Genomic DNA, 16,281 nt, shown 5'->3' on the forward strand with positions numbered 1-16,281 from the left:
GCACAGGGAGCCGTTGGCCTGCCAGTCGAGCGTCGCCGGTCCCCGGTAGCTGCCCATCGCACCAGTATCCTCACCGGGCCGTTGCCGCGCCCGCCTGTTTCCGGGGAGCGGCCGCATCCCCGCACCCGGCAAAGCCGCTACACCGACATGGTGTGGATGAACCCGAGGGAGGTCAGTCCTTCGGCTCGGCACAGTGCATCGGACGGCCCCCCGACCTCGGTTTGCAGAAGTTGATAGGCGGCGCCGTGGGACTGCCCCCAGTGCATCGCCGCCCGCCACAGGGCGCGGCCCAGCCCCCGGCCTCGGTAGTCGGGTAGAACGGCGAAGTACTGGGGCATGAGTTGGGGGCACCCGATCGCGTCGGGTCGCACTTCCATGGGCCCGATGGCACCCACGATGCGGTCCTCGACGGCGGCGCTGAGGACCGGGCCGCACAGACCGGCACGCATCTGCCCGTGCAGAAAGGCCAGGCCGTCCGCGGCCATGGCCACGGCAAACGCGCCGAACGTCTCCTGCACGGCGGCAGGCCAGTCAGTGACCGGGCGGACCGGGCCGCCGGGGTCGGGGCAGGCGCGGGCTGCGAAGTCGTGGAGCTGGATCCGGTTGCCACGCGGGAAGCCGTTTTCGGGGCCGAGCGGGCGCACGACTCGCGCTTGGACCGCACCGTGCACGACGGCGAGCTTCGCCGACAGTTCGGCCGCTTCGTCCACGACGCCGTCATGGTGCCCATAGGCAAAAACCTTGACGGTGCCGCGTCCACGCCGGTTCAGGGTGGGGACGAGCGTCCGATCGGCCCGGTGGACCACTTCGCCACGAAGGACCATCTCGTCCTTCTCACTAGTCCAGCGCCTGTCCTTGTCGTAGTGAAGGAAGGAGCGGGCGGCCACGGCCGCACGCAGGGTGTCCTCGAAGAGATCCGCAGTGAGGACGTGCGGGTGGACGGGCCCCAGAGTCGGCACGACGGGTGCGGTCAGCACAGGCCGGAGCCAGTCCCAGCGGAAGAACATGAGCGGCACCCTAGCGGTCGGTACGGCAGGGCTCGGGCCCCGGCAGGATCACGCCGGGGCCCAAGCGAAACGAAAAGCCGGTCACCTCGGCTAGTGGGGGTTGTCGTCACCGGCGTCGCAGGAGCATTCCGCGCTTTCCACGATGTCGTCCAGGTCCAGGACAGCAGTCACGGAGAGGACGGCAACAGGCGGCGCCGGACGACGGGCAGCAGCCGGTGGACCGGGCAGAAGATCCACCGATACGGGCGAGGTCATGATGCGTTCTCCTTGTCGCCGTGTTGGCAGTAGCTGTGCAGAGGCGCCTTGGCCTCCTGGTAGTGCTTGGCCAGGGGGCGGCAGACCCGGCAGGTGCCGGACAGGGCGCAGCCCTCGCACCCACCGGTGCGAAGCATGAGGCGATCGGCGATGGCACCGAGCCGGGTCAGGCCTTCGATGCCTTCGGCCATGAGGTCGATCCTGTCGTCCCGGCCCACCTTGCAGATCGACACCTTGGCGTGCGGGTCGGCGTGGAAGAAGGTGTGTCCCGCGTTGCAGCCGGCGAACGGCTTGCGTTGCCTCAGATGAGCGGCGGACTGGGCAAGAAGCGGCTCACCGCCGCCATAGATTGTGGGCGTCATGTTCGTGTAGGCGTGGTTCTCGACGTTCCACGCATTGGCGAGAGCAGCCATCTCGTCCGCCTCGGAGGCGTTGTCCTCTGTCACCACAACGTTGATGCGCAACGGCAGGCCCGCTTCGCGCGCGGCGTCCAAGCCCCGCCTGAATGCCTTCCACGCCCCGCGACGCCGGGTGAGCGCGTCGAAGGCCTCCTCACTCGCCCCGTACATGCTGACGACCAGCCGGTAGGGCGGGCAGTCTCGGAAGAGTCCGAGAAGGTCCGGCCGCCAGAGCAGCGAGCCGTTGGTGGAGACGGTGAGCATCATCCCGGCCCGCCAGGCGTACCGATAGGCATCCGGGAAGTGGGGGTCCATCGTGGGCTCCCCGCCCGTGATCTGAAGCCAGAGGACACCCGCATCACGCATGATGTCCAGCAGCCGCACTTTGTCCTCCCAGCCGAGGCCGGAGAACGGGCGCTCAGCGAGATAGCAGTGCTTGCAGCCGAAGTTGCAGCCGAGGTTGATCTCCCAGGAGGCACGGCAATAGCCGTACAGGGACGGCTCTCGCACCAGCACCGCGCCCTGCGCAGGCCGACCGTTCAGGTCCAGACTCCACATATCTGCGGCGGTACGCACCGCCCAGGCCGGCAACTCCTGACCGTCGGTCACGGCCTGTCGCAGGTCCTTGTAGCGTTCGACGGGGATACGGGCTCCGGCCCTCGCTCCGGGCCTGAGCAGCAGGTGCCCGTCGAGGAACGGCGACGCAATCAGTGTGTGGGCCATCAGTGGCCGCCCTTCGAGATTCTGGAACGTGGCGATTGCACCTCTGCGTCCTCTCTCGGTCGGTTACCGATCCGCGGGGGAAGCAACGATTCGCAGACGCGCCGTGGTGGGGTCATTACGGTCCGCTGTGGGGAGGGGCCGCATCTCCGGGCGGCTGTGACCAGTCAACGCCGTCGGCCATGCCCCGAACAGGGCATTCCACTAGGCATGTTCCAGGCACGAGGAAGGCAGATCGGGACTAGGCTGTCGGCGCCCAACCCGACCAGAGGACGGCGGGAGCATGGCGAACGAGGCTCTTCGCAACCACAGACGGACACGCCGATGGACTCAGGCACAAACCGCGGAGCGTGTGTGCGCCCAGGTTCGGGCCGACACCGGACGTGACCCGGAACTCGATGCGAACTGGATCTCCCGTCTTGAACGAGGGACCATCACATGGCCTTCCGGCGGCTACAGGGCGGCCCTGTGTGCAGTGTTCCAGGTAGCCGACGAGACGGAGCTGGGCCTGTACCCGAAGGCGTCTGCAGGACAGGGGGCGAAGACGCCTCAGACGGCCCCCGCAGACGGTGGCTGGTGCCTCGCCGTCGATACGGAGCTCTCCACCAGGCTTACCCGATACGCAGCGGAGACCAATGTCAACTCACTTGTCCTGGAACAATTCGATGCCGATGTTCAGCGGCTCGCCAGGGACTTCATCTGCACGCCTCTGCCGCTCCTGATCCCGGAAATCCGGGCCGCCAGGACTGCGGTGTTCCGATTATTGGAAGGCCGACAGCACCCCGGTCAGACTCGTCATCTGTACGTGATCGCAGGCTGGCTGTGCGGGCTTGCGGCGCATGTGTCCCTCGACCTCGGTGACCGGTCCGCCGCAGCCACCCATGTTCGCACCGTGGTGCAGTGCGCGAAGATCGCCGAACACTCGACGCTGCGCTCCTGGGCACGGTCGTACCAGTCACTCGCCTCCTACTGGGCCGGGGACTACCGGAGGGCGGGAGAGTTCGCCCGGGCCGGGCAGAACGAAGGCCGGGGCCCCGGCCCAGGAACAATCAAGACACGGCTGCTGAGCCTGGAAGCACGTGCGCGTGCAGCGGAGGGAGACCGCCGCGGGGCGCTCCGGTGCCTCGCTCTGGCCCATGAAGAACGGATGGCTGCGGAACCCGATGAGCTGCCCGGGGTCTTCTCGTTTCCGGAGGCCAAGCAGTGGGCTTATGCGGGGACTACCCTGCTGGCCGTCGGTTGTGCCGAGCAGGTCCGGCAAGCCGTGGCGGCTTCCCATCGTGCTGTGGAGCTGTACCGGACCGGGCCGGAGGCAGAGCGCTCTCCCGGTGATCTGCAAGCCGCTCACCTCGACCTGGCCACTGCTTGTCTTGCAAGCGGAGAAGTAGACGGGGCCGACGCGAAACTCTCGGAGGTCTTCGCCGCCGAGAGGTTCACGGCCAGCATCACCATCCGGCTTCGCCATCTGAGCGCTCTCCTCGCTAGCGAGCCGTACCGTGAATCGCAAGCGGCAATCGAACTGCGCGCCCGCATTCACGAAGTGACCCGTCGGCCCGCATTGCCCAGCAACCCCATGGAGCCGCGATGACCTACGAGCCCACACCCGATCGCATGATCACCAACCGCAGCCTTCTCGCCACCAAGGCGTACGGCACGGCCCGGCACCTGGCCGCCCGACAATCGCTCTACCAGTGGCAGACCCCTCGTCACGATCTCCCCGGCATCGTCGTGAACGAGTTGGCCGGGGTACGCGGTGCGGTTGCCGACATCGGTTGTGGGAACGGGAAGTTCGTCGCCCGGGTACGGAAAGACCGGCCTGATCTGACCGTCCTCCCCATGGACATCTCCCCCGGCATCCTCGGCGTCATACCGGGAGCCGTCGTCGCGGATATCCACCAGTTGCCCATCTCGGACGGAGCACTCGGTGCGGTCCTTGCCCTGCACATGCTCTACCACGCCGAGCACCGTACCCAAGCCGTGCGCGAACTGGGCCGGGTCCTTGAACCCGATGGCATCGCGATCGTCTCGACCAACAGCAGGATCGACAAGCGGGAACTGCAAGACCTCTGGCGCCGCGCCGCAGGTGATGTGTTGGGCATCGGCGAAGGGCCGACCCGTGTGCAGCTCTCCGCCCGCTTCACCCTGGAGGAGGCCCCCAGGGTCCTCGGTGCGGTGTTCGAGGATGTGCGGACGATCCCCCTACCCGGGGTGATCGAGGTGACGGACGCCGAACCGGTCATCGCCCACTTGGCCTCGTACGAAGCCTGGGCGGACCGGACCGGCGTACCGTTCGAGGCGACCATTGAGCGCGCCCGGGAGCGGGTCGCGGAGTCCATTAGCGTTACGGGCGCGTTCCGTGTCACCTGCCTGGGCGGCATGCTCATCTGCCGACGGCCCCATCTGTAGGTCGGCAACCCGGTGCGGACGTCATCGCCGACGACACCCCCGGGACGAAGATCAGACAGGCCGGACGGCGCGGAGACGCCTCCGCAACACCCTCCTGAAGGATCCCCGGGGAAACGGCCTACACCCGCAGCGAGTCCCCGAGGGGCGGCAGGTCATCGTAGAGGCGCAGTTCGGCGGAGTCGTCCAGATAGGGCAGGAAGTCCGTCTGCGGCAGCACCCAGCCCTCCCGGGCGAAGATCTCCGTGCCCGCCTCCCGCAGCGACCGGTCCGCCCCGGCCCGGGCCACCCAGGTCCGCGGGTCGGGGCCCAGCAGCTCCCGCAGCGGCGCGGAGGCCGCGAGCAGGTCCGCCAGGATTTCGGCCTGGTCGCCGCCGCCGGGGCGGGGAGTGCCGTCCGGGCCCGCCAGGACGCCGTGGGCGCTGAAGTAGATGTACGCGCCGGACAGCCGCTCTCCCGAGGGCATCGTCATCGGGAACTCGTCGCCCGGCAGGATCGCCCGCCGGTAGTCCGGGAACTCCGTGTCGTCCACCGCCTTGAGCTGGGTCGCGTCCAGCCAGGTGACAACGAGGACCGTCTCCGCCTCCGGAGCGATATAGGGCGTGCCCGCCACATACCCGGCCGGGCTGATGTGCCCCGAGCATCCGACGCCGATGCCCCGCACCCGTACCGGCACCATCGGCACCGCCGCCGGGATGCCGAGCCGGGTCAGCTTGTGGCTCACCTGCCCCGGGGAGGCGTTGGAGCCCACCGAGATGACGGGATGCCTGCGGCCGGCCGGTGCCTGGCCCAGTTCGCTGAGGAGATCGTCCAGGCTCTGCCCCGCGGCCTGCTCCAGCACGGGCCACTCGCCGAGCCTGCGGGGGCGGACGTCGAGCGGGAGCAGTTCCTTCCCGGTGAGCAGCGACGGCTCGGTGGTGGGCCGGCCCGGATAGGTCAGCGGCTCCTTCGCCGGTACTCCGTCCAGGCCCAGCGCTGCGAGGCTTCGGTCCGTCACGAGAGACGCCCTCCACGGTGTGGTGCTTCACGGTGTGTTGTACGAGCACGGGCGGAACTCACATTCCAGGTCTACCCGCGCCGAGCGTACGGGACGCGCCGCCCCGCCCGGATTGGCGGGAACCCGGACCGGGCATCACGTACTCCACGTATCAACACAGCGGATTCACGGGGGAGTTGAATCGCTATGTGGTCACGGCCGGGGTGGCGCAGACCCCATCCCAGATATCGGACATCGGTTCGCTGGTGGATCGCCGGACACTCCGTCCACGCCCTGATGCTGATGGCCCTCGGCGGGCTGATGGTCCTCGCCGTCGCCATCGCCTCGATATGGACCCTCACCGACAAGTCCCCGAAGAGCGTGCGGGAGCGCTTCGGCGACGGCGAGGCGCTGCTGAACCTCTCCCTGGAGGCGCTGCGGGCCTCCGTGGGCACCGACAACCTCAATCCCGGCAAGGACAGTGCGATGCAGCAGTGGCTCGCCACCATCGCCTCCCTGACCGGCGCGCTGGTACCCGCCGTACTGCTCGGCATCGTCCTGATCAAACTGTTCTCGCTGCGGCCCTTCGTCTGGCGGCGGCGGGCCAGCATCTCGCACGCCTGGGCCGCGGACTTCCCCGGCTACGCCCGCCTCCACGCCACCAGCGACCACGCCATCATCGCCGTCCGCTTCTACAACCGCTTCGACAACCTCTCCGTCGTCGACCTCCGCGCCCGGGCCCATCTGCGCTTCCTGGAACCGTCCCCGAACGACGGCAGCCTCGTCATCTACAAGAAGTGGCTCAAGGTCCTCGACGAGAAGGGCGAGCCCGCCGACGAGCGCTCCTGGCTCGCGGTGGAGCGCGGCGCGCCCTTCACCGTGTGGATTCCGGTGGAGGCGCCGGTCCCGCGGTTACCCGTCCACGAGATCCAGGGCAAGGACCTGTCGGCGTCGCACGGCGCGAAGCTCCTGGTCCGACTGACCGCCCGGACCATCGGCATGGGTACCGAGGTCGTCGACGAGCGCTGGTTCGACCTGGAGGCGGACGATTTCGAGATCGGCCGGTTCGTCCCCGTGGAGGCGAACCTCATGAAGGACGTCTGGGTCTGGCGCGGCTGGCGCGGCTTCGACGGCCTGCTGCCCGACGAGGGCAGTCCCCCCGCACCGGAGCCCGGGGAACCGGACCCGGCCCCGGACGCGGACGCGGCTCCGGCTCCGGCGGTACCGCCCGCCCGCGGGTCCGGCGTTCCGGAGGAGCCGCCGGGCGCCTCCGCACCCTAGTGCCGTGACCAACGACGTACACCGGCGCGGCGCTTGCGGGCCGCCTCGGGTGCGCTACTCGAAGTAGTCGTGACGTCCTGGGGCTTCGGCGCGAAGCCGGCTGCGGGTGCGCATCAGAATCCGGCCCAGCATGTTCTTGCCGCTCCCGGTCCTGCCCCGGCCCCAGTAGTGGTCGGTGCCGGTGTCCTCGACGATCTCCTCGTCGCCGGTGGACAGCAGAATGCCGCGGATATCCGCATGCGCCCGGAACTTGGCTGCCACGGCACGGCGCATCACATCGTCCTTCACCCGCTCCCAGTCCCGTCGCAGCGGCCTGGAAGGGTCACGGCCCAACTCGGCGGCACGCAGCGGCGTACGAGCCCGGCGGACGAGATCGGCATGGCGGGTGCCGATGAACTTCTGGGCCTGGAAGTAGTGCTCCGAGGTCGGCCACACCTGACCATCGAGTTCCAGGCTGTGCGCGGAGAAGTTGGAGAAGCAGCCGTACGGCACTTCGTCCGCGCCGTAGAAATAGATCGTCATCCCAACCTCGTCGCACTTGCCGGAACCCGCACGCTCCCAGGCACCGGGCAGCACCCGCAACCGGTTTCGCCCGCCCCTGCGGCCCTCACCTTCGTCCCCCGCTTCGGGCACCGGCACCGCCGACCGGCGGACGTTGCCGGTCACGGCACCAGGGCTCCGGGTCAGGTCCGCTTGCGGCTCGCGATCACATCGGAGAGATGCTGTACGTTGGCGGGGTCCGCGTCCCGGGCAAGGGCGACGCAGTGGTCCATGACGGCCGGCCGGTAGCGCACGGGCAACGTCTGTCCCTTGGCGAGCCGGGTCAGCTCGGTGATCGTGAGGTCTTCGTCCGCGATCCCGCGGAACGAGGTGCCCCCCGCGGTCTCCACGTCGAGCATCAGGACCACGCGCGGATTGCTGTTGACCTCCCGCCAGTCGACGAGAACACCGAGCGCAAGCGCCCCCGTGCGCAGTTCCGCATTGCGCTTCCGTGCGTCACCGCTCAGGAGCGGGTTCGGGGCGACGCCCGGGAATCCGGGCCCGACACCGAGCGCTTCCCGGCTGAGGTCGGGCCTGAGCCGCGCCATCAGGTCGTTCAGATCGTCGCGCTTCTTCTTCCTCGAACCGAACATCCCGCCCCCTCCGTCACGCCGGTGCCGGGAGTCCCGGCCCGGCGCCTCGCCCTCACCGCGAGTGTACGTAGCGGCCGCCGGGTGCCGGCGCCTCGGACGTGTGCTCGTCCGGAGTCGGGCCGGGTGGCGCCAGCGGAGCACACTGCGGGCAGGCGTACCGTACGGCCCGCTCCACCCAGCGCACCGGCACCGGGGCGTAGGTGATCCGGCCGCAGCGCAGACAGTTCGCCGTCAGCGGGCAGGGTACGGGCCCGGTGAGCGCCGCCGTCATCACGGACGGCCCCTCGGCGGTACGGAGAGTTCGGCCCAGACGTACTTCCCGGGCCCCACCCTGCTCTCCACCCCCCACCGGTCGGCCAGCTCCGCCACCAGCCACAGCCCCCGCCCGCCGCCCGCGTCGGGCCCGGGGCGGGCCGGGGCCGGGCTGCCGTCACCGGTGTCGTGCACCTCGATCCGCAGCCCGCCGGTGGTCGTGCGGACGCACCGCGTCTCGATCTGACGACCGGGCGCACCACCGTGCCGAACCGCGTTGGTGACCAGCTCGGAGAGCACCACGGCCGCGGAGTACTCGATCTCGGAGAGCCCCCACCCCGCGAGCGCCTTGCGCAGCCCTAGCCGTGCCCTGCCGACGCTCCGGGGGTGCCGACTCCACCGGGCGACCCAAGTACCGCCGTCACAGGGACTGTTCATGCCGCGCCGCTCCTCTGAGTACCCGCGCAAAAGCGGAGGATTCTCTACCAACTAACCGGAATCATCTGATCCTTAGTCGGATCAGGTGAATTACACTGCGCTTGATGGTTCCAGCATGGGGGTGCGGCGTTAGCTTCAACAGGTCGGAAGCAGTGACACCAAGGGGGTGTCACGAGGGGAGACGGCCATGCGGCGACGCAACGACAACTCCGGAGCGGCAGCCACATCAGCGGCACTCTTCGGGGAGTTGCTGAGACACCACCGCGAGCGGGCGAACCTCTCGCAGGAGCAGCTCGCGGCCCGGATCCCGTGCGACCGGTCACTGGTGACGAGGGTGGAGGCGGGGACGCGTGTACCCCAGCTGCCCTTTGTGAGCCGCTGTGATGCGATTCTGGGGACGGATGGACTCCTGGCACGGCTATGGCTGAAGATCAACTGGTACCCGAACGTCGATCATCCAGACTGGTTCCGGCGACGGGCGGACATGGAAGCCCGGGCCCTGACGCTGCACGAGTTCCAGGCACTGGTCATGCCAGGCCTTCTCCAGTCCGACGAATACGCCCACGCGCTGTTCTCGCGCGTTCTCAGCGCAGACGAAGCCCGTGAAAGGGCTGCTGCCCGGCTCAGCCGACAGCAGCGCTTCGTCCATCCCGATGGCCCCCTGCTCATCGTGATTCTCGACGAGAGCGCCCTGCGGAACGTCATCGGCGATGCGTCGGTCATGCGCAATCAGTGCGCACATCTGCTGGCCCTCGCTCAGCAACCGAACATCTGGGTCCAGGTCGCACCCGCGAATCTGTCGTTGATCCGCCCGAACACTTCCATGTCACTGATCACCCTGCCCAATGATCAGCAGTGGGTGTACTCCGAGTCCTTGGACCGAGGTCACTTCAGCGACGATCCGGCGGTCTACGCCCGGCACCTCCGCACCTATGATGTGCTCAGGGCGGGCGCCCTGTCCGCCCAGGAATCTGCTGCTCTGATCAGCGACTTCATGGAAGGGTACGCCCGCAATGAATCACCAGCTCAACGCGGCAGCCTGGATCAAGAGCAGCTACAGCGGCGACAACGGCGGCAACTGCGTCGAGGTGGCCCACGCATCCGGGGACACCAGCGCCGCCGTCGCCGTACGTGACAGCAAGAACCCCACCGGCCCTCAACTCCACCTCACCTCCCGCGCCTTCGCCGGGCTCCTCGACTACGCAAGAGGCGCCTCACTCTGAGCCGCGGGGTGTCTGCGACCGCGAGCTGTGGCCCAGTTCGCGGCCCAGGCCGAAGTAGTGGCGGAAGTTGTAGACCAGCGGGCTCCAGGCCCCGGGTTCGACGTACTGGGTGCCGGGCACAGTGATGCCCGGGGCCGCGTGGACCCGCAGGACCTGGGCCTCGACGATCAGGAACTCCCGCTCGCCGTCGTACCGCACCACCGCCGCCGTGGCCTCCATCTGGAGGGGGCACTCCGCGACGCGCGGTGGGGCGATCAGCTCCGAAGGGACGGGGGTAAGGCCGGCGGCGGTGAACTTGTCAGGCTCGTGGGTGACCCGGCCGCGCGAGTCGCCGGGGAAGGACGGGCGGCCGGTCAGCCCGCCCAGCCGCTCCACCTGAGGCCACAGCTCGGGGCCCGGGAAACTGATGGCCAGGTCGCGGCGTCCGGCGAGGAGGTTCTCGCCGGTGCGGCCGTCGGGGCCGAGGCCGAGGACCAGGGTCTGGCCCAGCGCCCAGGCGGAGGAGATGGGCGCGAGATTGTCGGTGCCGTCCTCGTTCCGGGTGGTGAGCAGGGCTACGGGGGTGCCGAAGTAGAGGATGCTGGGCGTGATGGTGCGGGTGGCGGCAGCCGCCGGGGCCTGCGCTGTTGCGGTTGTTTCCATGGCCCGAACCGTAGGAGGGCGACGTTTCGGCGGGTGCCGAAGCGTCCAGGCAGGAGAATCGGTGGATGGACCCCCGAGAATCCGGCCGCGACCTGGCCGCCGTCGCCTCCCTGCTCGCCGACCCGACCCGGGCCGCGATCTGTCTGGCGCTGCTCGACGGGCGGTCCTGGAGCGCCGGGGAGCTGGCCCGGTACACGGGTGTGGCGCCGTCGACCGCCACCGGGCATCTGCATCTGCTCGTCGCCTCCGGGCTGCTGGCGGAGCAGCGCCAGGGGCGGCACCGGTACGTGGCCCTGGCGGACCCGGCCGTCGCGGAGCTGGTGGAGTCGCTGGCCGCGTTCGCCCCGCCGTCTCCCCCGGTCGCCCCGCGTTCGCTCCGGGCCGCCCGGGCAACCAAGGCGCTTGCCCGGGGCCGTACCTGCTACGACCATCTGGCGGGCGAACTCGGCATCGGCATCACCGACGCACTGACCGGCCGGGGCCTGCTCGACGACCGCGGCGGACTGGCGCTGACCCCCGACGGCCGGGCGTTCCTCACGGATCTGGGCATCGTCCTCCCGGTGACCCGTAGACCCGCCGTGCGGTCCTGCCTGGACCTCACCGAGCGCCGCCCGCACCTCGCGGGCGCGGTGGGAGCCGCCCTGTGCAGCCATGCCTTCGACGAGGGGTGGATCACGCGTATCGACTCGACCCGGGCGGTCGCCGTCACCGAGGCCGGTGCCCGGGAGTTCCGTCGGCACTTCGGGCTCGACATGACGGACGCCCGCACGGCCGCCTGACAGGGACGGCCGGGCGGGCGCTCGGTGGGGTTACGTCAGGCCGAGGGAGTCGGCCCGCATCATCATCGGGCAGGCAGTGAGACCCGGCCGTCACCGCCACCCGCAAGAACGCTGTCCGGTGGCAGCCGTCCGACCGCTTCCGGCGCCGACACACTCGGAACGGTTGAATTCGACACGACCGACAGAGCACGGAAGGAAATATCGGGCCATTTGGCCGGCCATCCAAGCCATTCACACCCAGGTGCCGCCCCCGCCTTCCTCTGCCTGAAGTTCCGCTTCCGCGAACAACCGCAGGCCAGTTCTCGAACGCATCTTGAAGCGGAATTTCCCGTAGCGGCGATCAAACACCCCCCGCGCCCCGCAGGCGTGATATTCGTTGCCTCGAAAAATGCGGCCCCATAAGCTCTCGGGGAGCCCGGAGATAGATTCCGGTCCGGGCTGACACTCACAAGCCCACGCACCGAACAAGGAAGTCGAGACAGCTGTGCAGTTACGCATTCACCGAAAAGTAATCGCCACAGCCGGAACCGCCTTGGCGATATCGCTGATGGCGATTCCGCAATCCGCCCAGGCCGAGACCGGAACCGAGGAGCCCGCCGAGGTTTCCGCACCGATCGGCCCCGGCCCGCACGAACTGAACCTGGTCCCGGAGGTCGTCGAGGGCGAGCCCCCTCCTGTATCCGGCCAGAGCGCAACGAAATGCACACCCAACGGCGACACCTGCCAGATCCTCAAAGGCTCGGGGCTCAGGGTCGACAAGTGGTGGAGCACCGCGTACCAGTTCCCGGCCGACGGGCGAAAGTGCGATATCCTCGCCACGTTCAAATACAACACCACGCACCCCTCGGGACCCAACGTCTGGGCCATCGCCAGCTTCCCGGGGTGCGCAACCGCACGCCCCGGGACCTTCATCAAGTGGACAACCGAAGACGTGGGACCTGTGATCTTCAGCAGGAACAATCACGTCAACGTGTCCTGGACTGACGGCTTCGGCACCACTCCGAACGCCCACGTTCACCGCTGACTCGTGATTCCGGCCATGCCGCCGCAACAGTGAGCGGCATGGCCGGAACTCTTCGCCGGTTCGCGGAAAAATGAAACAATGGCTGCCATGACTAAAAAGGTATCCATCACCGGCGAAGCCGTTCCGATGACCTTGCCGAGGGAAACGATTCGCAAGGTCGCGCATCTCCCCGGCATCTTCCAAATGATCACCTGGGCCGACGCATCCGTCCCTCTGCTCCGCAATCGGATCGGCACGCTGGTGGACGGCCCGGCCAAGCACGACCGCTCGCCTGCCTGAGGCCGTCGAACCCGGGTCGCGGACATACGCGTCCCGTGCCCTGGCAGGCGATGCCCTCAGAGCCACCGACCGCCCTCCCCCGCCCCCGCCCGTCATGCGATGATCCGCTCATTCGTTCGTCTCGGAGTGCGGAAAACGGGGGTTCACTCAATGACGGAGCTTCTGCGGCGTGCCACTTGTCCGGTGCCGGTCGCGTCGTTGCGGATCGGGGTGATGCCGGAGATGTCGGTCGGCGTGGAGCTGTGCACGCCGGACGCGCCCTCCGGAAGCGAGAACTCGTCCTGGGTCACCGATGAGCAGCCCGTGCACCCATCCGGTGCCGTGCGTCTGGTCGGGGCGCACGACGGAGCGCAGTGGCTCCAGGCCGATGTCCCCTATATCGGCGGGGCGGTCGACACCATCAACATCATCGGGCTGCCGGGGGCGGATCTCACCGAAGCGGCCATCGGTGTGGTCGCGCCCGACGGCACCCTCATCGCCCGGCACACGGTCACCGGCGCCCGTGACGGGGACGGGCTCTTCCTGGGGCAGCTCATCCACCGCGACGGCACCTGGTCCTTCCGCGCCGTCGGGCAGTGGCTGAAGCCCGACGAGGAGGACACACCCGAAGAGCCCGAAACCGCACCCGAGCCGGAGGACGAGGCCGAGGACGAGGCCGTCCCCGTACCCGTGCCCCGGGCGCCCGACGGGTCCTGGCAGCCCGGACCGGTCTTCGAGCCGTACACCGTGGAAGGGCGGGGCAAGGACGTCATCACCGCGCCCGCCTGGCTGCCGCCGGGGCTCGTCATCGTCGAGCTGGAGGCCGACGACAACAAGGGGTACACCACCGTCCGCACCATCGACCGGTCCAACGAGTGCAGCAGCCTGTTCAGCGCCCCCAGCCCGCGCAAGGGCCGCCACCGGGCCGTCGCCGAGGTCCCGGCGCACGGGCGGCTGCGGCTGTCCGTCGACGACAAGCGGGCCTGGACGCTCCGGATCCTGCCGCTGTCCATGGCCGAGCGGCTCAACGGCCCGGTCAGGGGGCGGGGCGACGACGTCTTCCTGTACGACGGCCCGCCGGCCGACCTGAAGTTCCGCTCCGAGAGGTACCACCTGATCCGCGTCCACCAGAACGCCAACCTGGACAATTACAAGAGTTTCAGCGGGGACAGTGACGAGACGTCGCCGCTGCCGGTCGGGCGACTGCTGTTGCGGGTCGGCTGCGACGAAGCGTGGGAGATTGACGCCGCCCCGGTCGAGGACGCGGGTGACCGCAGCACCGACGGCTCCAGGGCGAAGCCCGAGCCCCGGCCCCGCGCAAAGGGGGAAGGGAAGGCTCCGGAGCCGCTTTACGCCGGGTCCGACGACAGCTGGCCGTTCACCCCCTTCGAGACCTTCACCACCGAGGGCAAAGGCGAGCAGGTCGTATCCGCTCCCGGCGGACTGCCCAACGGCTCGGTCATGGTCCAGTTCGAGGCCCTCGGCAAGCGCTCCTACACGAGCATCTACTCGCTCAACCGGTGGCACAAGGACGAGGACAACCTCCTCGGCGCCGAGGTCATGAACCCCAGCCATCTCTTCCTCGCCGAGGAACCGCCCATGCGGCGTCTCCGGATGCGGGTCACCGACCAGAAGTATGAATCCCAGCCGCGGCCGTGGACCGTACGGATCATGCCGGTCACCGCCGCCCCGCGGCTCGACGCCGCGCCCCGGCAGGGACGTGGCCACGCGGTCTTCCTCTACCACGGTCCCCTTGCCGATCTGCGGCTGCGGACCGTCGAGGGCGACGAGCACTACGTCAATGTCCGGGCGTACGACAACGCGGACACCAGCGATCCCGGCAACTGGCGCTCCCTGATCTCCGACGACGGCGGAGGAACCGCGCCGCTGCCCGCCTGCAAGGTGCTGCTCGTGGTGAAGACCGACGCCCGCTGGGAAATCGAAGCCCGGCCCGTCGCCGACTGACGCGGCGGGGAACAGAGAGACCGAAAGGCAGAGGAGCAGGAGAGATGACGGACCTTCTCAAGGGAGCGAACTCCTTTGTCCCGTCCGTACCGTTGCGGGTCGGGGTCATGCGGGGGCTGAACGCCTCGGTACTGCTGCTGACGGAGCAGGGGCGGGTACGAGGCGATGCCGACCTGGTCTTCCAGGGGCAGCCCCGGCATCCGTCCGGCGCCGTACACCACCTCGGGCCGCACGACGGCGCCGACTGGCTCCAGGTCGACCTGCCCGCGGTCGAGCCCGGGGTGGACCGGATCCTGATCGCCGCGTCCTCCGGGGGCGGGCCGCTGCACCCGGCCGGGCCGACGGTCGCGGCCTTCGCGCCCGACGGCACGATGGTCGTCCGGTACGCCCTCACCGACGCGACCACCGAGACCGCCTGTGTGCTGGGCGAGTTCTACCGGAAGGCCGGCGGCTGGAAGTTCCGCGCCGTCGGGCAGGGCTGGGACAGCGGACTCGCCGGGCTGGCCACCGACTACGGGCTGGAGGTCGCCGGGGCGGGAGCCGCGGCCTCCGCCCCCGTACACCCGCCGGTTCTCCCGGCCCCCGCGCCCGTAGCCCCGCCGGTTTTCCCGGCGCCCCTGGCCGCACCGGCGCCGTACTTCCCGCCGCACGGCGCCCCCGGCGCCCCCGCCGCCCCCGCCTTCGCCGCACTCCAGCCGCATGCGCCGAAGACCGGGTACGAGGCCGCCGTCCCGCAGGTGCAGCAGCTCCGCAGCGGGCCGCCCGCCCCCGTGGTGCCCGCCCCCGCCCCCGCACCGGCCGTCCCCGCGAGGCCCGGCGGCTGGGACTTCGGTGCCGAGTTCCGGCCCTACACCGTGAAGGAGCGCGGCAGCCAGGTCGTCACGGTGCCGTCGAACGTGCCGCCCGGCCCGGTGATCGTCGAGTTCGAGACCACCGGCGACGAATACGTGTACGTATACACACTCGACAAGCGGAACAAGGACGACGACCTCGTCATCAACACCACCCTGAAGGATCCGCGGCACCGCGCGCTCGCCGTCGTCCCCGAGGGCCGCCGTCTCCGGCTCAAGGTCCGCTGCGACCGGCGGTGGACCCTGTCGGTCCTGCCGCTGAGCGCCGCCCGGCTGCTCGACGGCCCGCTGGAGGGCCGGGGCGACGAGGTGGTGCGCTACACCGGTCCGCTGGCCGATCTGGTCTTCCGCGCCAAGTCGGACGGCCATCTCACGATGTACGGCTACCAGGTCGCCGACGCCGGGAACAAGCTCCCGAAAGACGAGATCCTGCTGGTCAACGAGGTCGACAATGTCCGGATGAGCTGCCCGATGCCCAAGGGCCCGCTGCTGCTGAAGCTGCGTGCGGACGGGGCCTGGAACATGAAGGCCCGGCCCGTCTGAGCCCGCCTGAGCCCGTACGGGCCCGTGCGGGCCGGGCCGTCCCCCGGCGGGCGGCGCCCGGACTGCGCCGTGGGCGGTGATCGCGGACACTGGCCCCGTACGCCGTCGTACCCACGCCGCCCCGCCGGAAGGA

The 16,281-nt window shown here is 69.4% G+C and carries 18 protein-coding genes; 10 read left to right on the forward strand and 8 right to left on the reverse strand.

Going from position 1 to position 16,281, the window contains the following annotated elements:
- Positions 1 to 137: 137 nt before the first annotated feature.
- From ACWDR0_RS13870 to ACWDR0_RS13880, 3 genes are all read right to left on the reverse strand, one after another.
- A complete protein-coding gene (locus ACWDR0_RS13870) occupies positions 138 to 1,007 on the reverse strand; it encodes a GNAT family N-acetyltransferase (RefSeq protein ID WP_456351881.1) in 870 nt (289 codons plus the stop codon).
- Between the two features lie 90 nt (positions 1,008 to 1,097).
- Positions 1,098 to 1,262, reverse strand: coding sequence for a hypothetical protein (locus ACWDR0_RS13875; RefSeq protein ID WP_456351882.1), 165 nt, complete (start codon positions 1,260 to 1,262; stop codon positions 1,098 to 1,100).
- Positions 1,259 to 2,383, reverse strand: a complete 1,125-nt coding sequence (locus ACWDR0_RS13880) for a radical SAM protein (protein ID WP_456351883.1) — start codon at positions 2,381 to 2,383, stop codon at positions 1,259 to 1,261. Before ACWDR0_RS13880 ends, ACWDR0_RS13875 begins: the two co-directional genes overlap by 4 nt.
- Positions 2,384 to 2,663: 280 nt before the next feature.
- Between ACWDR0_RS13880 and ACWDR0_RS13885 the strand changes: the two genes are divergently transcribed.
- Positions 2,664 to 3,968 (forward strand): helix-turn-helix domain-containing protein, encoded by a 1,305-nt coding sequence (locus ACWDR0_RS13885; protein ID WP_456351884.1) that lies wholly within the window; start codon positions 2,664 to 2,666, stop codon positions 3,966 to 3,968.
- A complete protein-coding gene (locus ACWDR0_RS13890) occupies positions 3,965 to 4,786 on the forward strand; it encodes a class I SAM-dependent methyltransferase (RefSeq protein ID WP_456351885.1) in 822 nt (273 codons plus the stop codon). Before ACWDR0_RS13885 ends, ACWDR0_RS13890 begins: the two co-directional genes overlap by 4 nt.
- A 118-nt stretch (positions 4,787 to 4,904) precedes the next feature.
- On the opposite strand, the gene ACWDR0_RS13895 is transcribed toward ACWDR0_RS13890, so the two are convergent.
- Complete coding sequence (locus tag ACWDR0_RS13895; RefSeq protein WP_456351886.1) at positions 4,905 to 5,780, reverse strand: hypothetical protein; 876 nt, start codon at positions 5,778 to 5,780, stop codon at positions 4,905 to 4,907.
- Positions 5,781 to 6,056: 276 nt separating this feature from the next.
- On the opposite strand from ACWDR0_RS13895, the gene ACWDR0_RS13900 reads away from it, so the two are divergent.
- A complete protein-coding gene (locus ACWDR0_RS13900; RefSeq protein ID WP_456351887.1) occupies positions 6,057 to 7,040 on the forward strand; it encodes a hypothetical protein in 984 nt (327 codons plus the stop codon).
- A 54-nt stretch (positions 7,041 to 7,094) separates the two neighbouring features.
- On the opposite strand, the gene ACWDR0_RS13905 is transcribed toward ACWDR0_RS13900, so the two are convergent.
- The 3 genes from ACWDR0_RS13905 to ACWDR0_RS13915 form a co-directional block, all read right to left on the reverse strand.
- Positions 7,095 to 7,562 carry an NADAR family protein gene (locus tag ACWDR0_RS13905; RefSeq protein WP_456351888.1) on the reverse strand — a complete coding sequence of 156 codons (468 nt, stop codon included), beginning with the start codon at positions 7,560 to 7,562 and terminating at the stop codon, positions 7,095 to 7,097.
- Positions 7,563 to 7,723: 161 nt separating this feature from the next.
- Positions 7,724 to 8,173, reverse strand: coding sequence for a hypothetical protein (locus tag ACWDR0_RS13910; protein ID WP_456351889.1), 450 nt, complete (start codon positions 8,171 to 8,173; stop codon positions 7,724 to 7,726).
- A gap of 270 nt (positions 8,174 to 8,443) precedes the next feature.
- Positions 8,444 to 8,863, reverse strand: coding sequence for an ATP-binding protein (locus tag ACWDR0_RS13915; protein ID WP_456351890.1), 420 nt, complete (start codon positions 8,861 to 8,863; stop codon positions 8,444 to 8,446).
- Between the two features lie 187 nt (positions 8,864 to 9,050).
- Between ACWDR0_RS13915 and ACWDR0_RS13920 the strand changes: the two genes are divergently transcribed.
- A complete protein-coding gene (locus tag ACWDR0_RS13920; RefSeq protein WP_456351891.1) occupies positions 9,051 to 9,998 on the forward strand; it encodes a helix-turn-helix domain-containing protein in 948 nt (315 codons plus the stop codon).
- Positions 9,952 to 10,086: a DUF397 domain-containing protein gene (locus tag ACWDR0_RS13925; RefSeq protein ID WP_456351892.1), complete on the forward strand. Its 135-nt coding sequence runs from the start codon at positions 9,952 to 9,954 to the stop codon at positions 10,084 to 10,086. The genes ACWDR0_RS13920 and ACWDR0_RS13925 overlap by 47 nt, the downstream gene beginning before the upstream one ends.
- Here the strand turns inward: ACWDR0_RS13925 and ACWDR0_RS13930 are convergent.
- Positions 10,078 to 10,728, reverse strand: a complete 651-nt coding sequence (locus ACWDR0_RS13930; protein ID WP_456351893.1) for a flavin reductase family protein — start codon at positions 10,726 to 10,728, stop codon at positions 10,078 to 10,080. The two genes, ACWDR0_RS13925 and ACWDR0_RS13930, sit on opposite strands and share 9 nt — an antisense overlap.
- Before the next feature lie 65 nt (positions 10,729 to 10,793).
- Here ACWDR0_RS13930 and ACWDR0_RS13935 point away from each other — a divergent pair, with 65 nt between their 5' ends.
- The 5 genes from ACWDR0_RS13935 (at position 10,794) to ACWDR0_RS13955 (ending at position 16,148) form a co-directional block, all read left to right on the forward strand.
- Positions 10,794 to 11,507: an ArsR/SmtB family transcription factor gene (locus ACWDR0_RS13935; protein WP_456351894.1), complete on the forward strand. Its 714-nt coding sequence runs from the start codon at positions 10,794 to 10,796 to the stop codon at positions 11,505 to 11,507.
- A 484-nt stretch (positions 11,508 to 11,991) separates the two neighbouring features.
- Positions 11,992 to 12,531, forward strand: a complete 540-nt coding sequence (locus ACWDR0_RS13940; RefSeq protein ID WP_456351895.1) for a hypothetical protein — start codon at positions 11,992 to 11,994, stop codon at positions 12,529 to 12,531.
- 78 nt (positions 12,532 to 12,609) lie between these two features.
- The gene (locus tag ACWDR0_RS13945; protein ID WP_456351896.1) at positions 12,610 to 12,810 is read left to right on the forward strand and encodes a hypothetical protein; all 201 of its coding nucleotides are present in this window, start codon (positions 12,610 to 12,612) and stop codon (positions 12,808 to 12,810) included.
- Positions 12,811 to 12,960: 150 nt separating this feature from the next.
- On the forward strand, positions 12,961 to 14,754 hold the full coding sequence (locus ACWDR0_RS13950) for a hypothetical protein (RefSeq protein WP_456351897.1): 1,794 nt from the start codon (positions 12,961 to 12,963) through the stop codon (positions 14,752 to 14,754).
- Between the two features lie 44 nt (positions 14,755 to 14,798).
- On the forward strand, positions 14,799 to 16,148 hold the full coding sequence (locus ACWDR0_RS13955; RefSeq protein WP_456351898.1) for a TerD family protein: 1,350 nt from the start codon (positions 14,799 to 14,801) through the stop codon (positions 16,146 to 16,148).
- Positions 16,149 to 16,281: the final 133 nt, after the last annotated feature.

It is taken from the genome of Streptomyces sp. NPDC003691 (assembly GCF_053981115.1).